Source organism: Caulobacter sp. FWC2 (genome assembly GCF_002742625.1).
Classification (GTDB): Bacteria; Pseudomonadota; Alphaproteobacteria; order Caulobacterales; family Caulobacteraceae; genus Caulobacter.
Genome location: NZ_PEBF01000001.1, coordinates 2,671,318 through 2,694,357, shown reverse-complemented (window position 1 = coordinate 2,694,357; position 23,040 = coordinate 2,671,318). Strand labels below are relative to the sequence as shown.

Genomic DNA, 23,040 nt, shown 5'->3' with positions numbered 1-23,040 from the left:
GGAGACGACTTGCTGCGCCCGCCGTCAGATGACGAAAACCGGCGCGAAGCCTCCGCCCGGCGTCCTGAAGTTGGTCGTCTGTCCCTGGTAGACGCGCGCGGCCGTCAGGAGCGGCGAACCGGCATAGGTGTAAAGGCGCACGTCCAGCTTCAGCGACTTGGTCTCGCCGTCGATCCTGATCCGCCGCTCGCCCGGCGCGGCGAAGGCCTGGGCGATGTAGCCGCCCTGCCGGATGTCCTCCCAGACGCCTCGCGTGACCTTGTCGCCGCGATAGACCGCCTTGCCCCCATAACCCGCCGCCGGCTTGAAGAAGTAGCGCTTGCGCGCCGCCCAGAGTTGGTCGGCATTGTCCGCGGTGATCATGACGGTCGTGGGCACGGCCTTCAGGCTCTGCCGCTGACCGGGCGTGATCGCCCACCCGCTCATCATGCCCGGATCCGACAGCAGGGTCAGGTTGCGCTTGTCGGCCAGGAGCGCGTGGTTGCGAGGGTTGGGGGTGAGGACAACGGCGCCCGCCAGATAGGCCTCTCGCAGCGGTTGATGGCTGCTTTCGCTGAGGGCGAAGTCCACCAGGCGGTTATAGACAAGATCGACCGTCTGGCCCTCGAACGCCAACCGGCCATCGGCGAAGCGCAGTTGCCCTGGATCGACCACCCAGGCCTCCAGGCCGTGGTGCTCGAAGAAGCGTTGCGCCAGTAGAAACTCAGGGAACAGGTACTGCTCCGCGGGGCGATCATCGACGATGGCGATGGTTCGCGGCTGTCCCACGCGACCCTGCGCCCGCCACTCCGCCAGGAACATCTCCCAGGCGACCGCGTCGAATTGACCTGGCGGCGCGCCACGCATCGCATCGTCCGCCTCGCGGCAGCAGGCTCTTTGCGCGCGCGCCAGCATGGCGTTGAGGAAGGCGCCCCCCGCATTGGTGTTGACCTCGATAAGCTTGGGCCCGTCTGCGCCGAGGTGAAAGTCGTAACCCATGAAGACCCCGCGCGGGCCAAAGTCCTGTCGCGCGATCGCCGGCGCCCAGCGCAGGACCGCCGCTTGGTAGGCGGGGTCCTTGGCGGCCGCCTCGATGGCCCCGACAATATCAAGCATCGCCGCCAGATCGCCCTTGGCGATGAACACCGGTCCGCCGGAGAACAGATTGGGTCGTGCGGCCATCAGGGTCGCGACGAGGCCTGGCTCCGGCGCTTGCGCCTGGATCGCGGCCAGCAGGCCGGCGCTGTCGAGCGTGATGCAGAAACACTCCCTGTTCAGCACCGCGTCGCGATCAGGGGGACGGTTCATCTCAGCGCTCGTTCAGGCGGCCCGCGTCGCGCGCGGCCAGGGCGATGGCGCCGGCCCAGGTCGCGACGGGAAGGATCAGCAGCCATCGGAAGTCGGACGCCAGGACAAGGTTCACCACGCTCATCGTTCCCACCGACAGCGCGCCCGCGCCGCCAAGCAAAGCAAGTTCGCGCCGATCCGGCGCATGGCCCCGGCTTAGGCGCAATGCAAGCGCCGCGGTCAACACCCCCACCGCCGCCATCTGCCCGCCCAGCACGACGAACACCAACTGCAGCCAGCGCTCCAGCCTTGGCGCCGCCGCCGCGAGCGCTCCGGACGCCGTCCCAAGGAACCGAAGATCCTCCGCAAGGAGCGGCGGGCGGAGCATGGCGAAGTAGAGGCCGATCGCCAGTTGATAGGCCGCGCAAGCACCCAGCAGCAGGGCGGCGAGGCGATGGGGGCTCGCCGACGCTGCGCCGGGATCTGGGGGCTGGTGGTCAGCCGCATGGGAGGGGCGATCGATCAACGTTCCAGGAACGAAAGCGCATTGTAGGCCAGCGCGAGCAACGCGCCGACCAGGGTCCCAAAAGCCAGCGACCAGCAAAGGCCCGTCGCCAGGGCCGCCACCGATCCGGCGGGCTCCACCGTGAAAATCGCAACGTACATGTGGCTGGCGCTGAGCCATCCGATCGCCGCGCCGCTCCAGCACAGCAGGAACACCGCCCCCAGCGTGGCGGCGACCGCGAGCGCGCTACGAAGAACGGGGAGCCGCCCACGGATAGCGCGGGTGTCGCCGGAGTTCGCCATGACCAAGGGAGTCCTTCCGAGAGTCCAAGCCGCCGCGTCCGCAATGGTTCCACGCGTTCAGGCCTCCTTCACCGCCGATGACTCCCCGACCAGGGTTTCAGGGCGAAAAGGCCAGGCGCCACGCCCGCGGCTAGCGGACGTCGATCACCATCATCAGGCCGCCGCCGCCCTGGGTCTCGACGTTGTTGTTGGTCGTGTGGTGGCCGATATGGCAGTGGATCAGCCATTTTCCGGGCTTGAGCGCCGTCCAGATGACGTCGTAGCGCTGACCAGGTCCGATATTGATCGTGTCGGCCTTGAAGCGGGCCGAGGGCTGCAGGGTCTCGCCGTCGCGGGCCACCACCTCGAACGGACCGCCGTGGATGTGGATCGGGTGGATGAAGCCGTTGTTGGAGCCGATCATCCGGACCTTGAGGGTTTCGCCCACCCTCATGTGAATGGTGTCGGTTGCCGGAAACGCCTTGCCATTGAAGGTGAAGAAGTTGGGCTGGCCGCCGTCCATGGGCATCGCCGGGTAGGTCAGGCCCTCGCGCTTCAGCCATTCCTGCAATTGCAGCACATATTCGTGGTCGGCCCTTAGACTGGGGTCGGGCGTCTTGGGGTCGATGATGAGCGCGCCGTAAAGCCCAAGCCCCTGCTGGCGGTCAACATGGTCGTGCGAGTGATAGAGGTAGGCGCCGCTCTGCACCGCGGTGAAGGCGTAGCGATAGGCCTTGCCGTTCTCGATCGGCGCCTGGGTGATCATCGCCGGGCCGTCCATGATATTGGGCAGGATCAACCCATGCCAATGGACAGTGGTGGACTCTGGAAGTCGATTGGTCACGTCGATCCGAACCTTGTCGCCCTCGTTGAAGCGGATGGTCGGGCCCGGGACCTGGCCGTTGAAGCCATAGGCGTCGACCGTGACGCCCGGCAGGATCGTCCAGCGGAACACCGAGGTCTCCAATTCGAAAATCTTGACGCCGTTCTCCAGGCGGAAGGGCAGGGGGCGGGCTCCGCGCACCTCCACGCCGTAGGTCGCCTTGACCTGACGCGGATCGACCGCCGCCATGTCGATCATCGCCTCGGCCGGCGTGTCGCGATCCATGATCATGCCTGGCGGCATGATCGCGCCGCCGACCTGGTGGGCCGACAATGTCATGTTGATCCAGTTCCAGGGTGCGATCATCCCCGCGACCACGGCCAGACTCGAGACGATGCCGAGCGTGGCGATCTGGGCCGAGGTGGCGTCGGACGCCATACCGGGGCTGTCAGAGGCGGTTGCGGCGTGGGCGCCATGACTCGGCTGTTCGCCGCCGGCCATCGCCTTGGCCATCTTGTGGCCGGCATGCGGGACGGCGGTCGCCTTCGCCTTGGCCTGGGACCCAAGGTCGAACTTCGCGCCCGATTTGCGTTCGGTCATCAGGCCGTGTTTGAGGGCCTTGGAGACCAGCCAGACATTGGACGGAAAGGCTAGGGCGAAGCCGGCGATGACGCCCAGGCTCATCACGCCCCAGAAGATCAGTTCGGTCGGAACCATGGCCCGCATGTCGCGGCCCATCATCAGGAAGCTCATCACCGGAGCCATGCCGGCCATCATGAAGTTCATGCTGATCAGTTCGGGAATGAAACTGCGGCGGACATTCTGCCAATAGGTCCCGCCCATCATCGACTTCATGAACAGGGCCTGGAAGATGAACAGGCCGAACGCGAAACCGAAGGCGTATTCGACCAGGAGGTCCAGCCACATCGGCAGGCCCAGGGTCGCGGTGATCACCGCCGCCAGAATGATCCCCGTAGCGTCGCCGGCGATGCAGTGGATGGTCGAGCCGACGCCCTGCTTCCACAACGGCTTGACGAAGGCTTCGTGCTCACCGGGGCGGGGCTCCTTGTCGGCCAGGACGTACAGCAGCAGGCCGATGGGGCCCGTATAAAGGGTCACCAGGATGAAGCCCCACTTCATCACAACCGGCTCGGGGTTGTTGCGATACTGGTCGATGGCGACATAGAGCGTGCTGAGCGCGGCGACGGAAAACCAGCCCACCAGGAAGTAGTCGATCGGTTGGATTAGCATCGGTGCTTCCTGCCGGAATAAAGATTCCAATGATGGGAAGGATATCGACCCGGTCAAATTCATTGGGACCAGCCATCGACACGACAACGGCGAATGATCGGTCGAGGTTGCCCGCTTCTTGACTTGGAAAGCAAGGCGTCGCCGCCTATTGACCAAGGGTGCGGCCGGGGAGAGCTGGATTGTCCGACGACTTGATGCGCGATCTTTTGCGGCGCTGGCGCGACGATCCACGCGGCGCTTATCGCACGTGGTTTCTGTGGGAAGACCGGATCAAGAACTTCCGTTCTATCCGGCGCGGCGTGCAGCAGGTCGCCGAGGAGATCGCCGAGGGACGGTTCGGCGTGGCCTATCGCGGCTCCTCGCTCGAGACCGTCGTCCACTCGATCGCCGAGCAGCGCCAGGTCTTCAAGGGCGCCGACCACGCTTTCCTGTGGAAGCCCAAGCTGCGCATTCCCGACATCTACGAGCATCCCGGCAACCAGCGGGCCTTCGGGCGCCTGCTGGACGCTTGCGTCTGCTGCGACACCGCCGAGCATGTCCTGGCCGAAATCCATCGGATCGACGCCCTGCAGATCAAGGGGCTCGGACCCGCCGTCGCCAACATCCTCTACTTCCTGCACCCGACGATCGCCCCGCCGTTCAACACCGCGATCGTCCGCGGCTACAACGCCCTGTTCGGGGCGAATGTGAAGCTAGGGCGCTGGGAGCAGTACCTGGCCATGCGCCAAGGCCTGATCGCTTTCAACAGCAAGCATCGGGATCTGCTCTCCAACGATCTGGGCGCGGTCGCCGCCTTCTGCTTCGATATCGGCATGGGTCTCTATGCGTCGCCGCCACGTCAGGACGACGTCGCCGCCCTGGCGTCTTGGCGCGAGGATCTGGCCAAGGTTCGGGAAGCCGCAGCCCTTAAGCCCGGGGTCGAACAGGACGAGCGCACCCATACCCAGGTCCAGGGCTGGCTGCGCGATCTGGGCTTGGCCCTGGGCTACAAGGTGTTCATCGCCCAGAACGATCAAGGGCGTCTGCACGAGGGCGGCAAGCTTGGCGAGGGGTGTTTGACGCGGCTGGGTGGCCGGCTGGAAGCGGCGCCCGGCGCGGACGCCGTGCGGCTGATCGATGTGTTGTGGCTGTCGGACCCGGACACGATCATCGCGGCCTTCGAAGTCGAGCACAGCACCTCCATCTATTCGGGCATCGTGCGGATGCTCGATCTGGCGCTCGGCGGCGCGGCCGGCAGCCTGCATGCGCTCTACCTGGTCGCCCCCGACAAACGGGAAGTCGATGTTCGCGCCCAGATCGCCCGGCCGGCCTTCAGCCGGATCGGGGATCTGTCGGTTCGCTACCTGCCCTATGGCGAACTGGACAAGCATCGCGAGGCCATTGGGCGGTTCGGAACGGGTATCCAGGCGCTGGAATCGGTGTCCCATCGGCTTACCCCTGGCCAGGGGGTGTCGCGCTAGCGATCGCGAAAGGCTTCCGGATCCAACGACGCCGCCAGGGCTTTGCGCGCCCGATAGACGCGGGTCTCGACGGACTTGGGCGAGACGCCCAGGATCGCGGCGGCTTCATGATGTGACAGGCCTTCGAAGGCGGTCAGCACGAGCGGCGCCTTCAGGGCGTCGGGAAGTTTCGCCACCGCCTGGTTGAGAAGACCCATCGACTGGTGTTGGCGCAGCTGGTCGTCGGCCAGCGCACCGGGATCGACGGCTTGGGCCAGGGCGTCATCGGGCGCGACAGACCCGAAAAAGAAGCGCCGCACGGCCATTTTCCGCCCGCGGTCTCGCGCCTTGTTGATGGCGATGGTGCGCAGCCAGGAGCCGAAAGAGCGCGAGGGGTCATATCGGCCCAAAGCCGCCCAGGCCGCGATGAACGCTTCGTGGGCTGCTTCATAGGCCTCATCGGCATCGCCCGTATAACGCCGCAGCAGGCGGTAGAGACTTTCCTTGTGTCGGCCGACCAGCTGCGCGAACGCGCGCTCGTCACCCCTCGCGGCCTGCGCCGCGAGCGCTTCGTCGGTGGGCGTCGCCGCGATCACTGCGCCTGTTCGGTCAGGTTCTTGACGACGGTGTCGTCGAAACGGGCGGCTTGTTGCGGGGTCAGCACGGCGCGCATGGCGATAACGTGCTGGATGCTTTCCTTCTGCAGGGCGCCCATTGCCATGTGGAAGCGGTCGATGGCCGCCTGGACCTTGGGCGTATAGCTGTGCTGCTCTTGAATGGCCTGGGCGAGCTCGGCGTTGGCGGCGCGCATTTCGGCCTCAAGGACCTTGCGGCGCGCCGCGTAGTCACGCTCCAGCCCGTCGATCCGCCGTTCCTGATCCGGCGTGAGGTTGAGCTTCTCATGCACCAACTGATGCAAGGGCGTGGCGTGGTGCATCCGGCGCACGACATACTGTCCGCCGCCCCAGGCGCCGATCGCCGCCGCCAGGGTCGAAAGCACCAACGTCAGAATGATGCTGCGGGTAACGCTCACTGATCACCCTCGAGCAGGGTGGACGGCGCCAGATGAGCCGAGACCGAAAAGGTGCTGAACTGCTGTGGCGCGGAGACGGTGCTGGCCGCGGCCAAGCCGCCGGCGGTGACGCCCATCGCCAGCGCCAGACCGACCGATGCGACCCGGATCGGCGCCAGGGCGGCCCCCGTCTTGAGGTCGGCGCGTCGACGGGCAATGCCGCGCGCCACGTCCCATTCCAGGCCGTCCAGCGATCTGTCCAGCGGCTGCGCCGCCAGCTGATCGACCAAGTCATCCAAGTTCAGAGTCATGCTCGGTCCTTCGCCCCCGGAGGTGTCCCGCTGACTATACGCAGCAGAACCCCTTTATCCCGCAAGTTTGGAACCGCGCGCGAAAATGACGCGCGGCGCAAGGTGCGCCGGCGCCAGTTTCTACAGGCAGCCTATCCGCCGTGCTTGCGGACGAAAGCCTCCAATTCGGCCTTGGCCTTGGTGTTTTCGTCGATGGTCATCTGCGCCATGCGCTTGGCTTCGGCGTCGCCGCCGTGCTTGAGCAGCGATTGGCTCATGTCGATCGCGCCTTGGTGATGAGCGATCATTTTCCTGGCCCACAGCACGTCGAAGTCGGAGGCCTTGGCCGCCATCATCGCCTTGCTCATCCGCATTTCGTCCATCTTCAAGGCGTCGCGGCCCATCTGAGCGTGACCCTTCATGCTGGTCTTGGACATATCCATGCCCTTCATGTCGTGCCCGGCCATGGACCGAGCCGAGGCGCCGACGGCGCCGACGGCGCCGACGGCGCCGAGCAGGCCCGCCACGCATAACGTAGTCAAAATCTTGCGCATTTGTTCGTCTTCCAGAGTGCTGCTGATCCGGTCGCGCCAAGAGCGGCGCTGGTCGCCCGACTAGAACAGCAATCGAAGGTATTCGTTGCCGAATACGAGCGCACATACATCCATCGAACATTCCCATCATTGTAGGTATGGATTGGATGATTTGGATCGGCTGTCGTGTGTGTGGTGAGTGTTTTTCGACTTGCAGAGAAACCTTCCGATGAGGGGAAGCCCTGGGCCGGCGCGTACACCTCTCGGGCGCCGCCAAACACCGCCTTGACCTTCCCATGATGGGAGGGATCACAAAGCTGGGCATCGAGAACAGGAGACAGTCGATGCCCGACCAAAACCTCAACATCCTGGACCTGCCCGTGGTCGGAATGACCTGCGCGTCCTGCGTGCGGCGGGTCGAAATGGCGGTTGCCGCCGTGCCGGGCGTGACGTCCGCCAGCGTCAATCTCGCGGCCAAGCGCGTTCACGTTGAAGGCGGCGATCCCATCGCGATCGGCGCCGCGATCCGCCAGGCCGGCTATGATCTCGTCGATCAGACGATCGATCTGCGCATTGTCGGCATGACCTGCGCATCTTGCGTCTCTCGCGTCGAAAAGGCGTTGCTGAAGGCGCCTGGGGTTGAGCGGGCGGTGGTCAACCTGGCCACAGAACGGGCTAGCGTCAGCGGCGCGCGCGGCGCTCTGGACCCCGATGCGCTGATCAAGGTAGTTGCCGAGGCGGGATACACGGCGAGCCTGGCGCCAGACGCCAGCGGCGACGCCGGCGACGACGAAGCCAAGGCCCGCGAGGCGGAGATCGCTGGCCTCAAGCGCGCGGTTCTGATCGCCGCCCTGGCCACCGCGCCGCTCTTCGTCGTCGAGATGGCCCGCCATTTCGTCCCAGGCGCCCACCATCTGCTGGCGGCGACGCTAGGCGAGCAAGCCTGGCGGCTGATCAGCCTGGTTCTGGCCAGCATCGTGCTGTTCGGGCCTGGACTGCGCTTCTATCGCAAGGGCGTCCCAAACCTGCTGCGCCTGACGCCCGACATGAACAGCCTGGTCGTGCTCGGCGCGAGCGCGGCCTTCGGCTATTCGCTGGTCGGGACCCTGGCGCCGGGCCTGCTGCCGGCCGGGACGGACGGCGTCTACTACGAGGCCGCCGCGGTCATCGTCACCCTGATCTTGATGGGTCGATGGTTCGAAGCCCGGGCCAAGGGCGCGACGAGCCAGGCGATCAAGCGGCTGATGACCCTGCAAGCCAAGACCGCGCGGGTCGAACGCGATGGCCAGGCCGTCGAGGTCGCCATCGGCGAGGTCGTGCCCGGCGATCTGGTGCTGGTCCGTCCTGGTGAACGCCTCCCGGTCGATGGCGTCGTTATCGACGGTGTGTCGTTTGTCGATGAGGCGATGATCACAGGGGAGCCGATCCCCGTCGAGAAGTCCGTCGGGGCCTTGGTGGTCGGCGGCACGGTCAACACCACCGGCGCCTTGCGGTTCAAGGCGACCAAGGTCGGCGGCGACACCCTGCTCGCCCAGATCGTGCGCATGGTCCAGGCCGTGCAGGGGTCCAAGCTCCCAATCCAGGCCTTGGTCGACAAGATCACCGCTTGGTTCGTGCCCGCCGTCATCGCCGTGGCCGTCGCGACCTTCCTGGCCTGGCTGGTGTTCGGCCCGTCGCCCGCCCTGGGCTTGGCGCTCGTTCACGCGGTGGCGGTGCTGATCATCGCCTGTCCATGCGCCATGGGTCTGGCCACGCCGACCTCGATCATGGTCGGGACCGGCAGAGCCGCCGAGCTGGGCGTTCTGTTCCGCCGTGGCGAAGCCCTGCAGGCGCTGCAGGACGCCAAGGTCGTAGCGCTCGACAAGACCGGCACCCTGACCAAAGGCCGGCCCGAACTGACCGATTTGATCCTCGCGGAAGGGTTTGGCCGGGGCGAGGTCCTGGGCCTGGCGGCGGCGGTCGAGGCGCGTTCCGAGCACCCGATCGCCCAGGCCATCGTCTCCGCGGCCAAGGCCGAAGGCGCGACGCTCGGCGCGTTGAGCGATTTTGCCTCGACGCCAGGGTTTGGAGCGCAAGGGATCGTGGCCGGCCACCGCGTCGAGATCGGCGCCGATCGCTACATGCTGCGCCTGGCGCTGGACGTCGGGCCCTTCGCCAGGGACGCCGCCCGCCTAGGGGACGCCGGCAAGAGCCCGCTCTATGTGGCGCTCGACGGACGACTGGCGGCCATTCTCGCGGTGTCCGATCCCATTCGCGAAACCGCGCCGGCCGCCATAGCCGCCCTGCACGCCCAGGGCCTGAAGGTGGCGATGATCACCGGCGATAATCGCCGCACCGCCGAGGCGGTCGCCAAAATCCTCGGTATCGACGAGGTCGTGGCCGAGGTGCTGCCCCAGGGCAAGACCGAGGCGATCGCGGCGCTGCGCGCCCGCCATGGCGCGACGGCGTTCGTCGGCGACGGCGTCAATGACGCGCCGGCCCTGGCCAGCGCCGATGTCGGCCTGGCCATGGGGCAGGGGACAGACATCGCCATCGAGAGCGCCGACGTCGTGCTGATGGGCGGGGATCTGCGCGGCGTGGTCAACGCCTTGGCGCTGAGCCGGGCGACCTTGCGCAACATCCGCCAGAACCTGGTCTGGGCCTTCGGCTACAACGTCGTCCTGATCCCGGTGGCGGCGGGCGCGCTCGCGACGACCTTTGGTCTGTCGCTTTCGCCGATGGTGGCGGCCGGCGCGATGGCGCTGTCCAGCGTCAGCGTCCTGTCCAACGCTTTGCGCCTGCGCGCCTTCACCTCGCCTCTGCCCGCCGCCAAGCCAAGGAGCACGCACGCATGAACATCGGACAGGCGGCCAAGGCGTCCGGGGTCTCGGCCAAGATGATCCGCTACTATGAGCAGATCAAACTGATCACGCCCGCCGGCCGCACCGACAGCAACTATCGCAGCTTCAGCGAGCGTGAGGTCAATGAGCTGAGGTTCATTCGCCGCGCCCGTTCGCTGGGATTTTCGGTCGAGGAGATCACTCACCTGTTGTCGCTCTGGCGCGACCGTGTCCGGCCCAGCCGCGAGGTTAAGGCGATCGCCGATGGGCATGTCCAGGCACTAGAGGCCAAGATCGTGGAGATGCAGGCCATGGCCGACACGCTACGCGACCTGTCTCGCGATTGCGCGGGCGATGATCGGCCCGACTGTCCGATCCTGGCCGACCTCGGTTCGGGCGCGCCGCCACGGCGCGAGCCAGCTCCGTCCCGGGGCTTTCGGTGAAGCGGCCTCTGGCTTGGCTGTCGGGTGTCTGCCTGATGGCGGGGCCGCTGGCTGGCAACGCCGCCGACTACAGGTTCGAGGCCGTTTCGCCAAACCTGACCCGCGGCGTGGCGACGACCATTATGGTGAAAGTCACTCCCGTCGAACCCGCCCGCATTATGCCGCGATTGTCGGCGCGCGACGCCACGGTCAGCTTGACCTCGGGGCGTGGAACAGCGGTGTTTCCCGCCTTTTTCGAGCCTTCGCTCGACTATGACCAGCTTCGGTTCCGCGCCGACCTGCCCATGACCGGCGACTGGGTGCTGGCCTTCACCCTTCAGCCCGTCGGTGAACCGACCAAGGCCGCGAGCGTCAACCTCAAGGTCGCCGATCCGCCGCGCGCCGCGGGGCCGTCGCCGGCCACCGGACCTGTTCGCCCGCCGCGTTGATGCGCCGGGCGAACCGTCCTGAAGTGCTACTTGGCCGACATCGCCACGACTTCGGCTGCAGCGCCCATCGGCTTGAGCTTGAAATTGACGGCCTGACCGACCTTGAACGACTTGAGAACGTTCGGAGCGGCCTTGAACTTCATGGTCATGGCCGGCCACTTCAGCGCCGGGATCGGTTGGTGCTGCAAAGTCACCGTGCCGCCCTTGGCGTCGATCGCCTTGATCACGCCCTGGCCGTCGGCCGTCTTGGCCGGGGCGGGCGCGGCGTCGTGCTTCATGCCCGCCATATCGCCCATCTTCATATCGCCCATCTTCATGTCGGATTGAGCAAGGGCGGGGCCGGTGAGGGCCAGGAACAGGGCGCCGGCGGCGAGGAAGGTCTTCATCGATTTTGTCTCCTGTCGGTGCGGATCGACCGGAGAGGGCCGTCCTGCGCCAGAGAGATACGCGCCGGCCCAGGCCGATCCCTCAGCAGGATTTCGGCGAGGCGCCTCTTGACCTTGCCATGATGGGAAGCCCCATCTGTTGCAGCGAAGTCGAACAAGGACGAACAAGATGCTTCGCTACACCATCGAGAACATGACCTGCGGCCATTGCGTCGCCACCGTCACCAAGGCCGTGTGCGGCGTGGACGCCCATGCCAAGGTTCGGGCCGATATCGCAGGGCGACGACTGGAAATTGCCACGGCCGCGGCTTCGGACCGCATATCGGCAGCGATCGCCGCCGCCGGCTATCGTGTGACTCCGGCTTGACCGCTTGGCCACCCCGACCTTTGGCGCGGACGACCAAGTCCGCCGGGGCGGCCGTCACGCCTGCAAGGCGACAGGCTTCGCATAAAGCGTCTGGATCAGCGGGCAGCCGGACTCGCGCCCGGCGTCGCAGGCTTGCACCGAGGAAGTCAGAACCGCTTCCATCCGTCTCAGATCCGCGATCCGCGAACGCACGTCATTCAGGTGCGCCGCCGCAAGGTCTCGCACATCGGTGCATGCGCCCTGCGGCCCAGCCGAGAGGTCCAGCAGCACGCGCACCGTCTCCAAGGTAAAGCCCAACTGCCGCGCGCGACGCACGAAACCCAGACGCGCCACGTCACCATCGCCGTAGCTTCGGTAGCGGCCCTTGCGTGGCGGCGTCAGCATCAGGCCGATGCGCTCATAATAGCGGATCGTCTCGATGTTGCAGCCGGTGAGGCGAGATAGCTGGCCGATCTGTATCGTCTGGGGGGACATCGGAGGGCCTTGCGATTGGGGCTTGAGTCTGTAGCCGCTACAGATGGCATCCTGGTGGCGCACGCGCCAGGAGACGACGATATGACGACCAAAAGCGGTTCTCGCCCCGAGACCGGCGACAGGACCCGCCGCGTAGCGGAGAACACCTTGAGCGGCGCGGCGGTTCTCGCCGCGTTCGGGGCCGTTTTCGCATGGTCCGCGTGCTGCGTTCTGCCTTTGTCCCTGGCGTTGGCGGGTTTGGGGCTGGGCGGTTTGAGCTGGGCCGCCGGCCAGCGCGTCTGGCTCACGCTCGCGGCGCTTGGCGTGATCGCCGCCGGCTGGATCGTGACTTGGCGGCGGAGCCGGCCGCGTCGAGGCGACTGCACGGACCGCGCGCCGTCGCGGCTGGCGATCGGCCTGCTCAGCGCGGCGACGCTTCTTGTTCTCCTCGCCTTGGCCTGGCGCCCGATCATCGAGCCTTGGGCTTTGACCCTTATCCGAAGCGCTCGCGCATGACCCGCAAACCGATCACGCTTGGATCCACGCTGACCTGCCCGCATTGCGGCCATCGCGAGACCGAAACCATGCCGACGGACGCTTGCCAGTATTTCTACGACTGCAAGGGTTGCGGTGTGGTGCTCAAGCCAAAGCGGGGCGATTGCTGCGTCTACTGCTCTTACGGCGACGTCGCCTGCCCGCCGATCCAGGCCGGGGATGGCGGGCCATGCTGCGGTTAGCCGGCTATCCATGAGCAATGGTGGGGCCGCGAGGCCGACTAAGACGCCGACGTTCGATGAGCAGATAGGCGGCCGGAACCACGAACATCGACAGCAGCGGCGCGCTGAGCATGCCGCCGATCATCGGCGCGGCGATCCGGCTCATCACCTCCGAGCCGGCGCCGTGGCCGATCAGGATCGGGATCAGCCCCGCCAGGATCACCGCCACGGTCATGGCCTTGGGCCTGACCCGCAGCAAGGCGCCCTCGCGGATCGCTTGGCTGAGGTCGGCGTCGCTCAGAACACCCTGGCGCTCGGCCAAGGCCTGCTTGAGATAGATCAGCATCACCACCCCGAACTCGGCCGAGACGCCCGCCAGGGCGATGAACCCGACCCCGGTGGCCACCGACTGGTTGAAGCCCAATAGGTAGAGCGCCCAGAAGCCGCCGGTCAGGGCGAAGGGCAGGGCGCCCATGATCAGGGCCGCCTCGTCGAAGCGGCGGAAGGTCAGGTAGAGCAGCACGAAGATGATCAGCAGCGTCGCCGGCACGACGATCTTCAGCCGCTCGACCGCCCGCTGCAGATATTCGAACTGACCCGAATAGCTGATGGTCACGCCGGTGACCGGCTTGATGTCCTTGGCCACTGCCCGCTGCAGATCGGCGACGACCGAAGACAGGTCGCGCCCGCGCACATCGACATAGACGAAGGTGGTCGGCCGCCCGTTCTCGCTCTTGAGCATCGGCGGGCCCTCGCTGATCGCCACCTGGGCCACCGTGCCCAGGGTGATCTGCTGCAGGGACGGGGTGAGGATCGGCAGCGCCCTCAAGGCCTCCAGATCGCCGCGCACCTCGCGCGGATAGCGCACGCTGATCGGATAGCGGGCCAGGCCCTCGACGGTCTCGCCCACCGTCTGGCCGCCGATCGCGCCCGAGACGATAGCCTGGACGTCGGCGATGTTGAGGCCGTAGCGGCCGGCGGCGGCCCGATCGATGCGGACATCGACATAGCGCCCGCCGGTCAATCGCTCGGCCAGGGCCGAACTGACCCCTGGCACGGTCTTGGCGACTTGGGCGATCTGCTGGGCGACCCGATCGAGGTCATCAAGGTTCGCGCCCGACACCTTGACCCCGATCGGGCTCTTGATCCCGGTGGCCAGCATGTCGATGCGGTTGCGGATCGGCGGCACCCAGACGTTGGAGAGTCCCGGCACCGCCACCGTGCGGTCCAATTCCTCGACCAGCTTTTCCGGGGTCATGCCGGGGCGCCACTGGTCGCGCGGCTTGAAGCGGATGGTGGTCTCGAACATCTCCAGCGGGGCCGGATCGGTCGCCGACTCCGCGCGGCCGGCCTTGCCGAACACGCTGTCGACCTCGGGCACGGTCTTGATCAGCCGATCGGTCTGCTGCAGCAGCGCGCTGGCCTTGGCGGCCGACAGCCCGGGCAAGGCCGAGGGCATGTAGAGCAGGTCGCCCTCGTCGAGGGTCGGCATGAACTCGCCGCCCAGCCGCGACAGCGGGACCAGGGTGGTGGCGAAGACCAGGGCGGCGATGACCAGCGTGGTGCGCGGACGCCCAAGCACCCAGTCCAGGGCCGGGGCGTAGAGCGCGCTCAGCGCCCGATTGATCGGGTTGGCGGTCTCGGCCGGGATCCTGCCGCGGATCAGATAGCCCATCAGCACTGGGATCAGGGTGATCGACAGCAGGGCCGCGGCCGCCATGGCATAGGTCTTGGTGAAGGCCAGCGGCGCGAACAGCCGCCCCTCCTGGCCCTGCAGGGTGAAGACCGGGATGAACGAGAAGGTGATGATCAGCAGGCTCAGGAACAGGGCCGGGCCGACCTCGACGGCGGCGGCGGCGATCTCGTCCCAGCGCTCGCGATCGCCGATCGTTTGGTCGGGATGGTCGTGCGCCCAACGTTCGAGATGCTTGTGGGCGTTCTCGATCATCACCACGGCCGCGTCCACCATGGCCCCGACGGCGATGGCGATGCCGCCCAGCGACATGATGTTGGCGTTGACGCCCTGGGCCCGCATGACGATGAAGGCGGTCAGCACGCCCAGGGGCAGGGCGATGATCGCCACCAGGGCCGAGCGCAGATGCCAAAGGAAGAGCGCGCAGACCAGGGCGACGACGATGAACTCCTCGAAGAGTTTGGATTTCAGGTTGTCGATGGCGCGGTCGATCAGGCCCGATCGGTCGTAGGTGGTGACGATCTCAACGCCTGGCGGCAGGCTGGCCTTGAGCGTCTTCAGCTTGTCCTGCACGGCCTTGAGCGTGGCGCGCGCGTCCTCGCCCGAACGCAGAACGACCACGCCGCCGGCAACCTCGCCCTGACCATTGAGTTCGGCGACCCCTCGGCGCATCTCCGGTCCGATCTGGATCGTGGCGACCTGACCCAGGGCGATCGGCACGCCGCCGGCCGCGGTCTTGACCGGTACGGCGGCGAAGTCGTCCAGGCTGCTCAGATAGCCGCTGGCCCGAACCATGTATTCGGCCTCGGCCATCTCGACGACGGAGCCGCCGGCTTCCTGGTTGGCCCGGTTCAGCGCGTCGACCACGGCCTGGTGGGTGACCCCGTAGGCCGCCAGCTTCTGCGGGTCGAGCACCACCTGGTACTGACGCACCATGCCGCCGATACTGGCCACCTCGGCCACGCCCGGCAGGGTCTTGAGCTCATAGCGCACGAACCAGTCCTGCAAGGATCGCAGTTGGCTGAGGTCATGGCGGCCGGTTCGGTCGACCAGGGCGTATTCGAAGATCCATCCCACACCCGTGGCGTCGGGACCCAGGGCAGGGCGGGCCCCGGCCGGGAGCCGGCTCTGGACTTGGCTCAGCGATTCCAGGACCCGCGAGCGGGCCCAATAGGGATCGGTCCCGTCGGCGAACAGCACATAGACGAAGCTGTCGCCGAAGAAGGAATAGCCGCGCACGGTCTTGGCGCCCGGCACCGACAGCATGGTGGTGGCCAGCGGATAGGTGATCTGGTCCTCGACCAGGCGCGGCGCCTGGCCCTGGGCTGGCGTGCGGATCACCACCTGGACGTCGGAGAGATCAGGCAGGGCGTCGAGCGGCGTTTCGCGCAGCGCCACCAGCCCGCCGGCCAGCAGGACCAGGGCCCCGAGCAGCACGAAGAAGCGGTTGCCCAGCGACCAGCGAATGACGGCGGCGATCATCGGCTGGCCTCCACGCGGCGAAGGCTGCGCACGGCGGGCCCGTCAGGACGTTGTTCGAAGCCAAACGCCGCTTGGTCGCCCGCCTTCAATCCCCGAGCCAGGCTTGGCGGATCGAGCTTGAAGGTCATGGTCATCGCCGGCCAGCCGATCGCCGGCACCGGTCCATGGCTCAGGGTGATGGTATCGGCGGTGATCTCCTCGATGCGTCCCTCCGCTTGCAACAGCGCCTTGGCGGCGGCCGGCGCCGGCTTCATCGCCGGCGCGGCGGACTTCGTGGCCGGACCCGCCGGCATTGAGTTCACCGGTTCATCCGCCGACAGCGGCCTGGGTTCCAAGCCGGCGAGGCTGGCTTCCGAGTCGAGCAGGAACTGGCCGGAGGCCACGACCTGATCGCCAGCCTTCAGGCCGCCGAGGATTTCGGTGCGACCGCCGGCCTGTCGACCGACACGGACCTCGGCGGCCTGGTAGCGGCCGCCGCCCTGGGCCAGCATCACCAAGTCCCGACGGCCGGTGCGGATCACCGCCTCGCTGGGGACGGTCAGGACCGGCGCCGCATCACTCCCGAGACTGGCCGTGGCGAACATGCCCGGCCGCAGCCGGCCGTCGCGATTGGCCAGTTCGACCCGTACCTGCAGGGTGCGGCTGTCGACTTGGGCGGAAGGCAGGATGGCGCTGACCCGGCCGTTGAAGGTCTCGCCAGGAAAGGCGGCCAACTGGGCGGAAACCGCCTGGCCGATCTTGATCAGTCCGGCCTGGGCCTCGGGGGCCGACAGGATCAGCCAAACGCTCGACAGGCCGCTGATCTGCGCCAGGGTCTGGCCCGAGGTCAGGCTCATGCCGGCCCGGACGTCCAAGGTCTGAATCACCCCGCCGATCGGCGCGCGCACCGTGGAGATCGGCTGGACCCTGCCGCCGCGCTCGACCGCGGCGATCAAGGGCTCGCTCATCCCGGCCAAGACCAGGCGTGAGCGCGCCGCAGCCGTCAGGCGCGGATCGCCGACGCGGCGCACGGCCAGATATTCGGTCTGCGCGCCGGCCCAGTCGGGATTGAGCAGGTCTGCGATCGGCGCGCCGGCCGCGACGATGTCGCCGGGGGCGTGGCCATAGACACGCTGGACGAAGCCGGCGGTTCGGGTCTGGACGATGGCCAGGTCACGCTGATTGAAGTCGATCGACCCCGGGACGGTCAAGCCAGAGGCGAGCGGCGTCATCTCGGCGCGGGCCAAACGCAGGCCCAGGGTCTGGGCGCCGCGCGGATCGACGGCCACGCCAGGCGACGCCGCGCTCGCGGCTTCGTCCGCGTAGCGGGGGACCAGCTGCATGTCCATGAACGGCGACTTGCCCGGCTTGTCGAAGCGTTGGGCCGGCACCATCGGATCATACCAGTAGAGAACCTTGCGGCCGGGCGCATCGCCCGCCGCCGGGACGGGCGCCTTGCGCCACTGGCCCAGGCCATAGCCCCCGGCCGCAGCCAGAAGGGCGATGGCGGCGGCGCCCGCGATCAGGGATCGGGGCGAAAGGGTCGTGGCGCGGCTCATGACGCGGTTCCATAGGTCAGGTTGATCTTGGCGCTGTCGCGCGTGACGAGGGCTTGGCGGTCGAGGATCGAAAGCTTGGTCTCGGCCAGATCGAGCAGAGCGCCGAGCACGTCGGTCAGGCTGGCGCGGCCGGCGCCGTAGCTGGCGGTCTCCAGGTCGGCGCGCTGCTGGGCCAGCGGCGCCAAGGTCTCTTGGGCCCTCGCCAACTGCTCATGGTGCATCTGGTGGTCTGCGAGGTCGCTCTCCAGCGCGGCGAGAAGTTGGCGCGCGCCCGCCGCCTTCTGGCTCTCCGCGCCGCGAACCCGCGCGCTCTGGGCGGCGATTAGCGGTTCGCGCCGGGATTGGCCAAACAGCGGTAGGCCGAAGGTCACTCCTAGCGACACCATGTCGCCGTAGGCGCCGTCGCGCTTCTGATAGGCGATGTCCCAACTGGTGTCGGGATGGGCCTCGGCGCGGGCCTGGGCCAGCTGGGCTCCGGCCATTTGGCGCGCCGCATCCAGCGCCATGAGGCTGGGATGGTCGGGGAGGCCGGCGCGCAGCGTCTCGGGGTCGATGGGAAAATCGGGCGCCGGTCCGATGGGTTGTGGCCCTGGCTCTCCGGTCCAGCGGGTCAGTTCGGCGGCGGCGCGGGCGCGGTCGGCCAGCAGTTCGCTGCGCCGATCGGCCAGCAGGGCCAGCTTCTGTTGCGCTTCCAGGGTCTGGCCCGGGCGAGCGTCGCCAGCCGTCAAGGCAGCCGGCGCGGTGTCGCGCAGCGGCGTGATCGCTTTCTCGACCGCGGCGAGCGCGGCCAGCTTCTGGTCGGTGTAGTAGAGATCGATCCAGGCCAGGGCGACGGCCAGCCGCGTCTCGCGCGCCACCAGCGCCTGGCGGGCGCCGGCGGTCGAGACCTCGGCCGAAGCGGCTCGACGCGCGGCCTCGCGCTTGGCGGCGCTGGGCCGATCCTGCATCAAGCCGACGCTGACCATGGTCATGCTGTCGCCGCCGAACGTCCCGGCCGGCGGTCCGGAGATCGGGGCATTGTCCAGACCCAGCCGTAACCTGGGATCGGGCAACTTGCCGGCCGCCCGTCCCTGGGCCTTGGCGGCCTCCAGATCGGCGGCGGTTCCATCCAGAGCCGGTGACTGCAGGGCCAGCCGCTGAGCGGCTTCGAAGGTCAGAGGGCCAGCCTGGGCCGCGCTGGCCAGGCTAAGGCTGCCCGCCAGAAGCAGTATGAAGCGCATTGAACAGAAGATCCTGTCGCGTAGCGCGCGGCGTCGGCCGCCGCGCGAGAAGGGGAGAGGCGCTCCGGCGGAGCGGTTGCAGCCAGTCCGCCGGAGCCGACCGAGCGGGCGACGGGAGGGGATTGCCCGCCGCCCGGTTCAGCCGATCCTAGCGGGTCGGGCCCGTGGCTTCAGGCTTGGCCGGGGAAGCCGGGCCGGCCATCATCGACATCATCCCGCAGTTGGCCGGCATGTCGCAGATGCGCAGGGCGGTCCGGAAAACGTCCTTGGGATTGGACGGCGGGGACTGGGCCTGCAGGTGGCTGCAAGGCGCGGGCTTGGCGGCCAGGGCGGCCGAGGCGGCGAAGGTCAGGCCGGCGGCCAAGGCGGCCAGCATCGTGGTGCGAAGAGTCATGGAATCGTTCCTTGAAAATCGTGATCTGAAGCGCCCGCGAGCGGGCAAGCGACCGCGCGCTTGGCCGGGTGTGGGATGCACGACGGCGGGCGCGGAAGCGTCAGACCGGCGCTTGGCCGGTCGCTAGATCAGCGATCTTGGAGGAGGATCTTCCGGGATGGGATCGTGGGTCTGGCCGCTGGTGTTGGACCAACTGACCTCGACGCGGTAGACGATCGGCGAATGGCTGATCGCCGCGTCGCCGGGCACCCCGACCGCCAGCGCGCAACTGGTGGCGCAGGCCTTGGCGCAGTCCTTGGCCGACATCGCCTTGCCGTGGTCGCAACAGGGGTCTGGCTGGGCGGTGTCGGGGGCGGTTTCAGCGGCGGGCATCGTCATGCTCATCGCGCTCATGTCCATGCCGGCCATGTCGCAATCAGCCTGCGCGGCGTTGACCGCCAGCGGGCTGAACGCGACGGCCATGGCGGCCAGGAAAGCGAGCGCATGTCTCAGCATGGCTTCACCCTAGTCTGTTTACGCGACCCCGTCATCAGGCGTTGGCCGGGGCGGGGCTCGCCGCCCTGGCGCGGCCGAAGGGCGGACCATGGCGGCGCATCAGCGTGCGCATCGGCCGCTCGACGGCGTGATGCAAGACCATGGCCACGGGGATGACCCCAACATAGAGCGCCAGCCACAAGCCTATGGGCATATGGGAGGGCTCCAGCCCGATGACCTTGCCCAGGCCTTGGGTGAAGACCGACTCCCAAGGAATGCAGACCATGTAGACGGCGAAGCTGACCTCGCCGAGATAGACCAGGGCCGGTTGGGCCAGGAATGACGAGCCTGAGGTGGAGATCGCCGCCAGACCCAGGATCAGCGCGCCAAACAGCGCCACGGCGACAAAGTCCGGGGCCTGCAAGAGCGCCGCGGCCACGACGCCGGACAGCGCCATGAGAGTCAGGCCGAGGCCCGAGGGTTTGCCGGTGACCAGATCAGCGCGCCAGGCCAGCCAGATCGCGCAGCCGAGCGCGAAACACGGCACGATCCGCAGGGCTCCCCAGAGCAAGGTAGCCTTGGTCAGGGGAAAGCCGGCGACGGCCGGGAAGCCGATATTGAGCGCCACCACCAAGCCCAAAGCCAGGACCAGGGCCAGTCTTGGCCGGCTGATCAGCCGCCAGGCCAAGAACGCGAAGACCGGGAAGCTCAGATAGGCGAACCATTCGGCGGAGATCGACCAGGACGGATGGTTCCAGCCGCCCAGCGGCGACAGGCCCCAAGCCTGGGTCAGGGTCAGTTGGGCTGGCAGGGATGGCCAGATCAGCAGCTTGTCGCCCGCCGAAACGCCCATCATGGCGGCCGTCGCGATCAGCAGCATCAAGCCCAACAGAACCGCCAGATGAACCGGATAGATCCGCGCCAGGCGAGCCCAGAGGAACTCGCGGTAGTCGAACCGACCCTGGCCAAAATTTTCCAGGTAGACGTGGCAAAGGATGAAGCCAGAGAGCACGAAGAACAGCTCAACGCCCAGATAGCCCTTGGCGATTACGGCGGGCATGGCCAGGCCGAGGTTGGGCCAAAAATGATAGGCCACGACCCACATGGCGGCGAAGAACCGCAGGCTGGTGAGGGATTTGAGGTTCAGCGGCATGGTCATCGGGCCTGGTGTCGCGGCGCTGGGCCGACGGTCATGGCCAAGCCTAGCGCCGAACTACCTAACAGCTTGAGAATCGCCTTTGGTTTCAAGACCTTGCCCATTATGGGAAGGTTCGCGCCGCAGCCCCGCCCAACCGGCCGACGCGCACCTGGCTGGGCGGGGCTACGCGCGCTGGCGCGTACTGCAGCTGGGTGGGTGAGGCCGCGGACCATCGAGCTCCTGCCCCGCAGTCGTGGCCCGTTGCCGACGCGCTCCCTTTGGCGACGACCATTGGCGACGACGAAACCACCGGCGAAAGCAGCTTGAAAGATCGGTGAGGCTCGCCGGCGCCATTTGAAGAGATCCTCGAAAAATACGCGATGTGACATCTACGTATTCAGACCCGGGACCCGGGACCTTAGTCCTGGTGGGGAAGGAAACCTCATTCCCCTCGGTCTCTCCGAGCGGCTCAACTTCAAAGGAGACAATCGTGAAAAAGTCGATCGTAGCGGCTCTGGCTGGCGTCGCGATGCTGGCCGCCACCCCCGTCCTGGCCCAGGGCATCGGCCACACCTTCTTCATGCGGGGCTCGATCGTCCAGGCCGACAGCACCGGCACGGTCATCTGCATCGGCAAGGCCGATGGGGCTGAAGTTGGCCAAAGCCTGGAGGTCTATCGGGTCAAGACCCTTCCGGGCCCAGCAAAGGGTCCCCCGTCGTATCGCCGTGATCTCGTCGGCCACGTGACGATCGACCATATCTTCGACGAACACTTCGCCCATGTGCGCGTCGCCGACGGCGCCGCCGCCAAGCACGACATCGTCGAACTCGTTCGCAACTGATCCATCGGGGGGCGGCGTCCGCCCCCCCTTCCGCCGAGCAGGACATCGACCGGGGCCTTAGCTCAGAAACCTTGAGCAAACCCCGCATGCCTCGCTTGACCTTGGACCACGGTCCAACCTGCAGAAGGGGCGGATGCCATGGGAAAGTTTAAAATCGGCGAACTGGCTACGGCCGCGGGTGTCAGCCGCGACACCATTCGCTACTACGAACGGACGGGTTTGCTGCTTTCGCCGGGTCGGTCGGGCGCGGGCTATCGGCTCTACGGCGACGACGATCTTCTCCGGCTCAGATTCATCCGTTCGGGACAGGGGTTGGGCTTCACGCTCGCCGAAACCAGCGAGCTTCTCACCCTACAGACGTCTGACACCGCCAGAGCTACGGCTGTGCTCGCGATCACGTGCGACAAGATCCGCCAGGCGGAGACGCGCGTGGATGAGCTCAACCTTATCCGAACGATTCTAGAGGGGCTGGCTGCGGCGTGTCCGGGCGAGGCCCCAACCCGCGACTGCCCGATCCTGGCCTTCATTTCGGCGAGGCCCCGCGCCCGCGCCGCGGCGAAGCCAGAAACGACGAGGGGGGAGAAGAACCGTGAAACCTGACAGCGAAGGAATGACCATGAAGACTTATGCAGTTGCTGCAGCCCTTGCAGCCGCCACGCTTCTCAGCGCTTGCGCCACCACGGCGCCGACCGAGAGCCAGATCGCCAGCTGTCGTCAGATGGAGAGCGATATGGGGGTCGCCGACCGACACGATCACTCGGAGATGAAGGGACAGGGGCGCAACCCCATGAACCTCTCGCACGATCGCTGCCGGCAGATCCTGCGGCAGTCGAAATGATCGGCGCCGGGTGATCAGCGCTCTGGTCACCCGGACCACACGTTCGCAAAAGGAAGACCTTGATGACAATCAACGGCAACTGCCGATCGCTGCTGATCAGCGGCGTGGCGGTCATGGCGGGACTCGCACTCGCCGGCTGCAACCGCGACAGCTCAACCTCGACCGCCAACACACCGGCGGCCGCTACCGCGAGCACGACGAACCCCGTCGGATCGACGCCGCCGCCTTCGCCCGCTGATGCGTCGGCCCAGCCCGCCGATGGGACCGGCAACGAGGTCGCCGACATGGAACATCATCACAAACAGGCGATGGATCATGCCGACATGCGCGCGGGCGCCGCCAAGCCCGACGCGCCGCCGCCCGCCGACAGCCCGCCCGCGCCGATGAAGCACATGTGAGCCTGGGGGGCG

General features: G+C 67.2%; 27 protein-coding genes. 11 read left to right on the top strand and 16 right to left on the bottom strand.

The genetic code is table 11. The features are described 5' to 3' along the window. Positions 1-24 precede the first annotated feature (24 nt). The 4 genes from CSW62_RS12900 to CSW62_RS12885 form a co-directional block, all read right to left on the bottom strand. Positions 25-1,287: a hypothetical protein gene (locus tag CSW62_RS12900; protein WP_099578362.1), complete on the bottom strand. Its 1,263-nt coding sequence runs from the start codon at positions 1,285-1,287 to the stop codon at positions 25-27. A gap of 1 nt (position 1,288) precedes the next feature. Next, entirely contained in the window at positions 1,289-1,792 is a 504-nt protein-coding gene (locus CSW62_RS12895) for a hypothetical protein (protein WP_199170592.1), read from the bottom strand. Further along, complete coding sequence (locus CSW62_RS12890) at positions 1,789-2,073, bottom strand: hypothetical protein (protein ID WP_143324385.1); 285 nt, start codon at positions 2,071-2,073, stop codon at positions 1,789-1,791. Before CSW62_RS12890 ends, CSW62_RS12895 begins: the two co-directional genes overlap by 4 nt. Positions 2,074-2,203: 130 nt before the next feature. Beyond that, positions 2,204-4,126 carry a DUF4396 domain-containing protein gene (locus CSW62_RS12885; protein WP_099578358.1) on the bottom strand — a complete coding sequence of 641 codons (1,923 nt, stop codon included), beginning with the start codon at positions 4,124-4,126 and terminating at the stop codon, positions 2,204-2,206. Between the two features lie 179 nt (positions 4,127-4,305). Between CSW62_RS12885 and CSW62_RS12880 the strand changes: the two genes are divergently transcribed. Further along, complete coding sequence (locus CSW62_RS12880) at positions 4,306-5,586, top strand: type II restriction endonuclease (protein ID WP_199170591.1); 1,281 nt, start codon at positions 4,306-4,308, stop codon at positions 5,584-5,586. On the opposite strand, the gene CSW62_RS12875 is transcribed toward CSW62_RS12880, so the two are convergent. The 4 genes from CSW62_RS12875 to CSW62_RS12860 all read right to left on the bottom strand — a co-directional run bounded on the left by CSW62_RS12875 (position 5,583) and on the right by CSW62_RS12860 (position 7,421). After that, positions 5,583-6,161: an RNA polymerase sigma factor gene (locus CSW62_RS12875; protein ID WP_099578356.1), complete on the bottom strand. Its 579-nt coding sequence runs from the start codon at positions 6,159-6,161 to the stop codon at positions 5,583-5,585. The two genes, CSW62_RS12880 and CSW62_RS12875, sit on opposite strands and share 4 nt — an antisense overlap. Next, positions 6,158-6,598 (bottom strand): Spy/CpxP family protein refolding chaperone, encoded by a 441-nt coding sequence (locus CSW62_RS12870; protein WP_012286346.1) that lies wholly within the window; start codon positions 6,596-6,598, stop codon positions 6,158-6,160. The genes CSW62_RS12875 and CSW62_RS12870 overlap by 4 nt, the downstream gene beginning before the upstream one ends. Beyond that, positions 6,595-6,888, bottom strand: a complete 294-nt coding sequence (locus tag CSW62_RS12865; protein ID WP_012286347.1) for a hypothetical protein — start codon at positions 6,886-6,888, stop codon at positions 6,595-6,597. Before CSW62_RS12865 ends, CSW62_RS12870 begins: the two co-directional genes overlap by 4 nt. A 131-nt stretch (positions 6,889-7,019) precedes the next feature. Further along, complete coding sequence (locus CSW62_RS12860; RefSeq protein ID WP_099578354.1) at positions 7,020-7,421, bottom strand: DUF305 domain-containing protein; 402 nt, start codon at positions 7,419-7,421, stop codon at positions 7,020-7,022. A gap of 323 nt (positions 7,422-7,744) precedes the next feature. Here CSW62_RS12860 and CSW62_RS12855 point away from each other — a divergent pair, with 323 nt between their 5' ends. From CSW62_RS12855 to CSW62_RS12845, 3 genes are read left to right on the top strand one after another with little or no spacing between them, the layout of a single operon-like run. Further along, the gene (locus CSW62_RS12855) at positions 7,745-10,234 is read left to right on the top strand and encodes a heavy metal translocating P-type ATPase (protein WP_099578352.1); all 2,490 of its coding nucleotides are present in this window, start codon (positions 7,745-7,747) and stop codon (positions 10,232-10,234) included. Next, positions 10,231-10,662, top strand: a complete 432-nt coding sequence (gene cueR, locus CSW62_RS12850; RefSeq protein WP_099578350.1) for a Cu(I)-responsive transcriptional regulator — start codon at positions 10,231-10,233, stop codon at positions 10,660-10,662. The genes CSW62_RS12855 and cueR overlap by 4 nt, the downstream gene beginning before the upstream one ends. After that, positions 10,659-11,090, top strand: a complete 432-nt coding sequence (locus CSW62_RS12845) for a hypothetical protein (RefSeq protein ID WP_143324384.1) — start codon at positions 10,659-10,661, stop codon at positions 11,088-11,090. Before cueR ends, CSW62_RS12845 begins: the two co-directional genes overlap by 4 nt. Positions 11,091-11,116: 26 nt before the next feature. On the opposite strand, the gene CSW62_RS12840 is transcribed toward CSW62_RS12845, so the two are convergent. After that, on the bottom strand, positions 11,117-11,476 hold the full coding sequence (locus tag CSW62_RS12840; RefSeq protein ID WP_099578346.1) for a copper-binding protein: 360 nt from the start codon (positions 11,474-11,476) through the stop codon (positions 11,117-11,119). Positions 11,477-11,645: 169 nt separating this feature from the next. Between CSW62_RS12840 and CSW62_RS12835 the strand changes: the two genes are divergently transcribed. Beyond that, positions 11,646-11,843, top strand: a complete 198-nt coding sequence (locus CSW62_RS12835) for a heavy-metal-associated domain-containing protein (protein WP_099578344.1) — start codon at positions 11,646-11,648, stop codon at positions 11,841-11,843. A 54-nt stretch (positions 11,844-11,897) separates the two neighbouring features. Here the strand turns inward: CSW62_RS12835 and CSW62_RS12830 are convergent, their stop codons facing one another. Continuing rightward, complete coding sequence (locus tag CSW62_RS12830) at positions 11,898-12,317, bottom strand: helix-turn-helix domain-containing protein (protein WP_099578342.1); 420 nt, start codon at positions 12,315-12,317, stop codon at positions 11,898-11,900. A gap of 147 nt (positions 12,318-12,464) precedes the next feature. Between CSW62_RS12830 and CSW62_RS12825 the strand changes: the two genes are divergently transcribed. Beyond that, complete coding sequence (locus CSW62_RS12825; protein WP_099582283.1) at positions 12,465-12,812, top strand: MFS transporter permease; 348 nt, start codon at positions 12,465-12,467, stop codon at positions 12,810-12,812. Continuing rightward, positions 12,809-13,033, top strand: a complete 225-nt coding sequence (locus CSW62_RS12820; RefSeq protein WP_099578340.1) for a GDCCVxC domain-containing (seleno)protein — start codon at positions 12,809-12,811, stop codon at positions 13,031-13,033. Before CSW62_RS12825 ends, CSW62_RS12820 begins: the two co-directional genes overlap by 4 nt. 4 nt (positions 13,034-13,037) lie before the next feature. Here the strand turns inward: CSW62_RS12820 and CSW62_RS12815 are convergent, their stop codons facing one another. The 6 genes from CSW62_RS12815 to CSW62_RS12790 form a co-directional block, all read right to left on the bottom strand. Then, entirely contained in the window at positions 13,038-16,187 is a 3,150-nt protein-coding gene (locus CSW62_RS12815; RefSeq protein WP_099578338.1) for an efflux RND transporter permease subunit, read from the bottom strand. After that, on the bottom strand, positions 16,184-17,725 hold the full coding sequence (locus tag CSW62_RS12810; protein ID WP_099578336.1) for an efflux RND transporter periplasmic adaptor subunit: 1,542 nt from the start codon (positions 17,723-17,725) through the stop codon (positions 16,184-16,186). Before CSW62_RS12810 ends, CSW62_RS12815 begins: the two co-directional genes overlap by 4 nt. Next, a complete protein-coding gene (locus tag CSW62_RS12805) occupies positions 17,722-18,945 on the bottom strand; it encodes a TolC family protein (protein ID WP_099578334.1) in 1,224 nt (407 codons plus the stop codon). Before CSW62_RS12805 ends, CSW62_RS12810 begins: the two co-directional genes overlap by 4 nt. A 148-nt stretch (positions 18,946-19,093) precedes the next feature. Beyond that, the gene (locus CSW62_RS12800; RefSeq protein WP_099578332.1) at positions 19,094-19,339 is read right to left on the bottom strand and encodes a hypothetical protein; all 246 of its coding nucleotides are present in this window, start codon (positions 19,337-19,339) and stop codon (positions 19,094-19,096) included. Positions 19,340-19,462: 123 nt separating this feature from the next. Continuing rightward, entirely contained in the window at positions 19,463-19,834 is a 372-nt protein-coding gene (locus tag CSW62_RS12795) for a hypothetical protein (protein ID WP_012286360.1), read from the bottom strand. 34 nt (positions 19,835-19,868) lie between these two features. Continuing rightward, positions 19,869-20,972 carry an acyltransferase gene (locus CSW62_RS12790; protein WP_099578330.1) on the bottom strand — a complete coding sequence of 368 codons (1,104 nt, stop codon included), beginning with the start codon at positions 20,970-20,972 and terminating at the stop codon, positions 19,869-19,871. Positions 20,973-21,441: 469 nt separating this feature from the next. Between CSW62_RS12790 and CSW62_RS12785 the strand changes: the two genes are divergently transcribed. The 4 genes from CSW62_RS12785 (at position 21,442) to CSW62_RS12770 (ending at position 23,028) form a co-directional block, all read left to right on the top strand. Continuing rightward, complete coding sequence (locus CSW62_RS12785) at positions 21,442-21,792, top strand: hypothetical protein (RefSeq protein ID WP_199170589.1); 351 nt, start codon at positions 21,442-21,444, stop codon at positions 21,790-21,792. Positions 21,793-21,930: 138 nt separating this feature from the next. Next, the gene (locus CSW62_RS12780) at positions 21,931-22,392 is read left to right on the top strand and encodes a heavy metal-responsive transcriptional regulator (RefSeq protein WP_099578328.1); all 462 of its coding nucleotides are present in this window, start codon (positions 21,931-21,933) and stop codon (positions 22,390-22,392) included. Then, the gene (locus CSW62_RS12775) at positions 22,382-22,630 is read left to right on the top strand and encodes a hypothetical protein (protein ID WP_233206672.1); all 249 of its coding nucleotides are present in this window, start codon (positions 22,382-22,384) and stop codon (positions 22,628-22,630) included. The genes CSW62_RS12780 and CSW62_RS12775 overlap by 11 nt, the downstream gene beginning before the upstream one ends. 62 nt (positions 22,631-22,692) lie before the next feature. Beyond that, positions 22,693-23,028 (top strand): hypothetical protein, encoded by a 336-nt coding sequence (locus CSW62_RS12770; protein WP_012286365.1) that lies wholly within the window; start codon positions 22,693-22,695, stop codon positions 23,026-23,028. Positions 23,029-23,040 lie beyond the last annotated feature (12 nt).

What these genes read in the sequence shown, in the direction of transcription:
- CSW62_RS12830 (WP_099578342.1), bottom strand. Translation starts at nt 12,317, where the DNA reads ATGTCCCCCCAGACGATACAGATCGGCCAGCTATCTCGCCTCACCGGC.
- CSW62_RS12795 (WP_012286360.1), bottom strand. Translation starts at nt 19,834, where the DNA reads ATGCTGAGACATGCGCTCGCTTTCCTGGCCGCCATGGCCGTCGCGTTC.
- CSW62_RS12800 (WP_099578332.1), bottom strand. Translation starts at nt 19,339, where the DNA reads ATGACTCTTCGCACCACGATGCTGGCCGCCTTGGCCGCCGGCCTGACC.
- CSW62_RS12780 (WP_099578328.1), top strand. Translation starts at nt 21,931, where the DNA reads ATGGGAAAGTTTAAAATCGGCGAACTGGCTACGGCCGCGGGTGTCAGC.
- CSW62_RS12855 (WP_099578352.1), top strand. Translation starts at nt 7,745, where the DNA reads ATGCCCGACCAAAACCTCAACATCCTGGACCTGCCCGTGGTCGGAATG.
- CSW62_RS12835 (WP_099578344.1), top strand. Translation starts at nt 11,646, where the DNA reads ATGCTTCGCTACACCATCGAGAACATGACCTGCGGCCATTGCGTCGCC.
- CSW62_RS12820 (WP_099578340.1), top strand. Translation starts at nt 12,809, where the DNA reads ATGACCCGCAAACCGATCACGCTTGGATCCACGCTGACCTGCCCGCAT.
- CSW62_RS12840 (WP_099578346.1), bottom strand. Translation starts at nt 11,476, where the DNA reads ATGAAGACCTTCCTCGCCGCCGGCGCCCTGTTCCTGGCCCTCACCGGC.
- CSW62_RS12860 (WP_099578354.1), bottom strand. Translation starts at nt 7,421, where the DNA reads ATGCGCAAGATTTTGACTACGTTATGCGTGGCGGGCCTGCTCGGCGCC.
- CSW62_RS12865 (WP_012286347.1), bottom strand. Translation starts at nt 6,888, where the DNA reads ATGACTCTGAACTTGGATGACTTGGTCGATCAGCTGGCGGCGCAGCCG.
- CSW62_RS12790 (WP_099578330.1), bottom strand. Translation starts at nt 20,972, where the DNA reads ATGACCATGCCGCTGAACCTCAAATCCCTCACCAGCCTGCGGTTCTTC.
- CSW62_RS12810 (WP_099578336.1), bottom strand. Translation starts at nt 17,725, where the DNA reads ATGAGCCGCGCCACGACCCTTTCGCCCCGATCCCTGATCGCGGGCGCC.
- CSW62_RS12890 (WP_143324385.1), bottom strand. Translation starts at nt 2,073, where the DNA reads ATGGCGAACTCCGGCGACACCCGCGCTATCCGTGGGCGGCTCCCCGTT.
- CSW62_RS12770 (WP_012286365.1), top strand. Translation starts at nt 22,693, where the DNA reads ATGACAATCAACGGCAACTGCCGATCGCTGCTGATCAGCGGCGTGGCG.
- cueR (WP_099578350.1), top strand. Translation starts at nt 10,231, where the DNA reads ATGAACATCGGACAGGCGGCCAAGGCGTCCGGGGTCTCGGCCAAGATG.
- CSW62_RS12805 (WP_099578334.1), bottom strand. Translation starts at nt 18,945, where the DNA reads ATGCGCTTCATACTGCTTCTGGCGGGCAGCCTTAGCCTGGCCAGCGCG.
- CSW62_RS12815 (WP_099578338.1), bottom strand. Translation starts at nt 16,187, where the DNA reads ATGATCGCCGCCGTCATTCGCTGGTCGCTGGGCAACCGCTTCTTCGTG.
- CSW62_RS12900 (WP_099578362.1), bottom strand. Translation starts at nt 1,287, where the DNA reads ATGAACCGTCCCCCTGATCGCGACGCGGTGCTGAACAGGGAGTGTTTC.
- CSW62_RS12885 (WP_099578358.1), bottom strand. Translation starts at nt 4,126, where the DNA reads ATGCTAATCCAACCGATCGACTACTTCCTGGTGGGCTGGTTTTCCGTC.